This window comes from Zhongshania sp., from assembly GCF_041584495.1.
GTDB lineage: Bacteria > Pseudomonadota > Gammaproteobacteria > Pseudomonadales > Spongiibacteraceae > Spongiibacter.
The window spans coordinates 1-3,128 of the sequence record NZ_JBFHDY010000212.1; the positions used below are offsets into that span (position 1 = coordinate 1).

A 3,128-nucleotide genomic window follows, 5' to 3' on the forward strand; every position below is an offset into this window, starting at 1 on the left:
AGAAAGCCCCATAGTTTGCGGCCATGAGGCTAAAGGGAGAGAGAGTGTGTACCCATTTCTGAGTACCTGTTTATCATAACTTAATCGTCTGCCGGGGGCAAGTAAAACCAATCACCATCCTCTTCTGCCCTCCGTGGATGACCGCTCTCCTCATTGTCTGAGTAGGTCTTGGATACCTTCAGCATGGCTTTCTTTAGCTTCTCTTTGTACTTCTTGCGGCTAGGCTTAGGCTTCTTCATAAGGTTATACTATCATGTGACAGCATAGTATGTTAGCCTATATGTATGCGGTGGCTTCTCCTAAGTATTCTGATTGTCGTACTCATCATAGAAGAGGTTGATAATACTGAGTGTCAGGTGGAAGAAACTTTGATGCTAGATGGTACGATATTCGTATGGTGTCATGATGAAGACGGGAGTCTGCCAGAAGTGGCTATTGAGGCTGACTCAGAATAAAGTCTCTGAATGATTGACTTTTTACCGCTGGTTCTTCAGCCTCCACCTCTTTGCTATTTAATATGAAATCTGCAAATGTCTTTGGGTTCTGTATGTTTGAAAAGGCTTCGTTGGCAAATGCTTCTATGTTCCCCAGACCTTTAGGTTCTCTGTGTATCTGTGGGAAGTCATCTACTTCTCCGACTTGGAACTTGTCTATATGCAAATGTCCATCACCATCGAATACTCTGAACCCTGCTCTTAATGCTTCCCTAATAAGCTTCTTGCCCGGACCCTTTGGTGTACCATTAATATGGAACCAGCTTGGATTCCTTCTGAACGATACATCTACAGCATTCTGGTCAAAGTGTCTTGTAGTGGATAATCCCTCATCTATAGCCTTGTCAGACCTGTCTACACCCGTTAGGTCAAGTACAACCTTATTTTGTTCTGCTACATTCTTTAGGATTCTGTGTAGTGGATTGTTTTTAAAGTCTGGTCTAAACGTACTCTTACCTTTCCTAGTATCCTTGGTAGCTAATCTTACGAAATTACTTGCTGGTTCTCTACGTGGCATCTATTCCCTCAATAAGACATCCTGCATCTTTCTAAGGTCTGCGATGCTTTCTGGTTTAAATCTACCTTGTTTAATATCAGCCTCTCTGTCTGCTATCTGAGCTTCTTTAATACTGGAAAAGAAATCCTCAACAGACATGTCTTCTAGTCTTTTTTTATCTTCCTTACTTACTGGACCTAGAACTATACCTAGTGTTTTCATGAAACTAAGTGCATCGTCTATTCCACCAAACATCAAGTCTTTTGCCCTGTCGAGGCCTTTGCTTTTTAACAAAGCTTCCTCTCTCATTCTCCTAGCATTATCTTCAGACAATAGTGCATTCCTTATCATGCCACTAAGCTGCTTCGGGTCCTCTGATTTTTTTATCAAGAAGTCCATCATGTTGTCAGCATCTCTTGGGTCCATACCTATCATTGTTGCTTTTCGTATAAAGAAATCATTTAACCCTTTCTCTACATCTCTTCTGTCTTTCCTTGAACCCTCAACAACTTCCATTGTTTTTAATTCAGACTCCCTACCTTCTTGTGCAAGTTCATCTATAACAGCCTCATTAACAATCTTATCGAAAGCATCTTTTCTTGGGTCTGCGTTTCTCGCCTCCATATCTCTGGCGAAGTTCCTTTTTTCAAGAGCTTTGATTTCCTTTTTCAAGTCATCAATGGTCATTGCAAATTCATCAAATCGCCTAAGCTCGGCTGTCATATTATCTCCTGCCCATACGGGCGAGCAGTGCTCGTACCTACTTCAACTAGTTTCTTCTTCGACTGTGTGCCGAGTCTTACCTGCTCATGTATAGTATATCATATAGGGGCTACTGGTCAAATCTATTCAAGTCTTTCTGACATTCAAACTTATCCTTAGATAGTTCTATGTACGCGTTTTTCCAGTGAACCTTAGTTTCCATTATCCCAATATACTCACCATGTACATGACCCAGCTTGTAGAACCCCACGCAGCAGATAAGTAATATGAACAATATAATCCCATCTACACTATCCATCAAACCTTTCCTTGAATGCTTCTAGGCATTTGTCTGCTGCCTTACTGTGCTCACCGACATTGTAGAACCCTTCAGGTATCGGGACCATCATATCAGCCAGATACGCTTTCAACCAGACCTCCTCATCGGATGGACGGGGCATGGTACTCTTAGGGATTGGGGCATCTGTAATTCTCAATTCTTCTGGTTTTATCCCGGTACATGAATGTTCAACATCTGTAGGGAATGCTCTGTCGCAACCGTGACACATTCTGTATGCTGTCATATCTCTCTCCTTGATGGTGGGAGTGGCTAGGACTCGAACCTAGCTTGCCTATCCTCCAGAGATAGAGGCTTCCTGTCGCCTACACTCCCATAACCCATATTATAGGTGATATAACCTATCATCAAGACGCGTTGCTAGAATGTAGTAATGGATTGCTATAATTTAGTAATTGTCCCTATCAGTACAGGTTCTACTCGAAGTCCTCTCTGGGGTGAGGTTCGCGCCTCATCATGTCTAAAATCTGTGGGTCAATAAGATTTGTTATATCTCTCCATTTAGGATTATCAGGGTCTTTCTCGCTCTCAACAATCTCATTAACTCTATCCATCTCAGCTTGAATATCTTCCCTCTCTTCTTCTGTCCAGAGTAGATGCCTGTTTTCATATTCTATAATCGGAGCACCATCAGTCGGTGAGCGTCCCGTAACTCTTCTTATAATTGGAGTGCCATCTGGAGCATAACCCTCAACAGACTCGTTAGGTTTAAGAGGTCTACCTACAGGCTTAATACTTTCAAACCTCCTCTCTGCAGCCCTACGAACATCATCAATACTCTTTACCTTATTCACATCTTCAAGAGTATCACCGAATGGCATCATGCTATCAGGCTCTGGTCTGTTAAACGCATCATCGTCCATTCTGTTCTCAGCCGACTTCCTATGCAGAGTATCTAGGTCTGTCTCTACATTCGGGTTAGGTTCTTTATTCGGGTCATGAATCTCGTCTATACCCATCCTTTCACGGGACAGCTTTCTCAGGTCTGCTATAGATGTTATCCGCTTGGTCATATACTCTCCTATGGTTCTACTGTACCAGTCAGCTCGATTGTTGTCATCGTTTTTTTTGGGTATGG

At 42.5% G+C, this 3,128-nt stretch carries 5 protein-coding genes and 1 tRNA gene; 1 reads left to right on the forward strand and 5 read right to left on the reverse strand.

The window, feature by feature from the left end:
* Nucleotides 1-284 precede the first annotated feature (284 nt).
* On the forward strand, nucleotides 285-455 hold the full coding sequence (locus ABYP33_RS18165) for a hypothetical protein (RefSeq protein WP_373092656.1): 171 nt from the start codon (nucleotides 285-287) through the stop codon (nucleotides 453-455).
* Here ABYP33_RS18165 and ABYP33_RS18170 read toward each other — a convergent pair.
* The 5 genes from ABYP33_RS18170 to ABYP33_RS18190 all read right to left on the reverse strand — a co-directional run.
* Complete coding sequence (locus ABYP33_RS18170; protein ID WP_373092658.1) at nucleotides 433-1,011, reverse strand: hypothetical protein; 579 nt, start codon at nucleotides 1,009-1,011, stop codon at nucleotides 433-435. The two genes, ABYP33_RS18165 and ABYP33_RS18170, sit on opposite strands and share 23 nt — an antisense overlap.
* Nucleotides 1,012-1,713, reverse strand: a complete 702-nt coding sequence (locus ABYP33_RS18175; protein WP_373092659.1) for a hypothetical protein — start codon at nucleotides 1,711-1,713, stop codon at nucleotides 1,012-1,014. It abuts the gene before it with no gap.
* 290 nt (nucleotides 1,714-2,003) lie between these two features.
* Entirely contained in the window at nucleotides 2,004-2,276 is a 273-nt protein-coding gene (locus ABYP33_RS18180) for a hypothetical protein (RefSeq protein WP_373092660.1), read from the reverse strand.
* Nucleotides 2,277-2,290: 14 nt separating this feature from the next.
* Nucleotides 2,291-2,365: transfer RNA gene (locus ABYP33_RS18185), tRNA-Pro, on the reverse strand.
* A gap of 101 nt (nucleotides 2,366-2,466) precedes the next feature.
* Nucleotides 2,467-3,128, reverse strand: a 662-nt coding sequence (locus ABYP33_RS18190) for a hypothetical protein (RefSeq protein WP_373092663.1), incomplete at its 5' end; no start/stop codon positions are given.

Excerpts from the sequence above, each read along its gene's own strand:
- ABYP33_RS18165 (WP_373092656.1), top strand. The coding sequence starts at position 285 with ATGCGGTGGCTTCTCCTAAGTATTCTGATTGTCGTACTCATCATAGAA.
- ABYP33_RS18170 (WP_373092658.1), bottom strand. The coding sequence starts at position 1,011 with ATGCCACGTAGAGAACCAGCAAGTAATTTCGTAAGATTAGCTACCAAG.
- ABYP33_RS18175 (WP_373092659.1), bottom strand. The coding sequence starts at position 1,713 with ATGACAGCCGAGCTTAGGCGATTTGATGAATTTGCAATGACCATTGAT.
- ABYP33_RS18180 (WP_373092660.1), bottom strand. The coding sequence starts at position 2,276 with ATGACAGCATACAGAATGTGTCACGGTTGCGACAGAGCATTCCCTACA.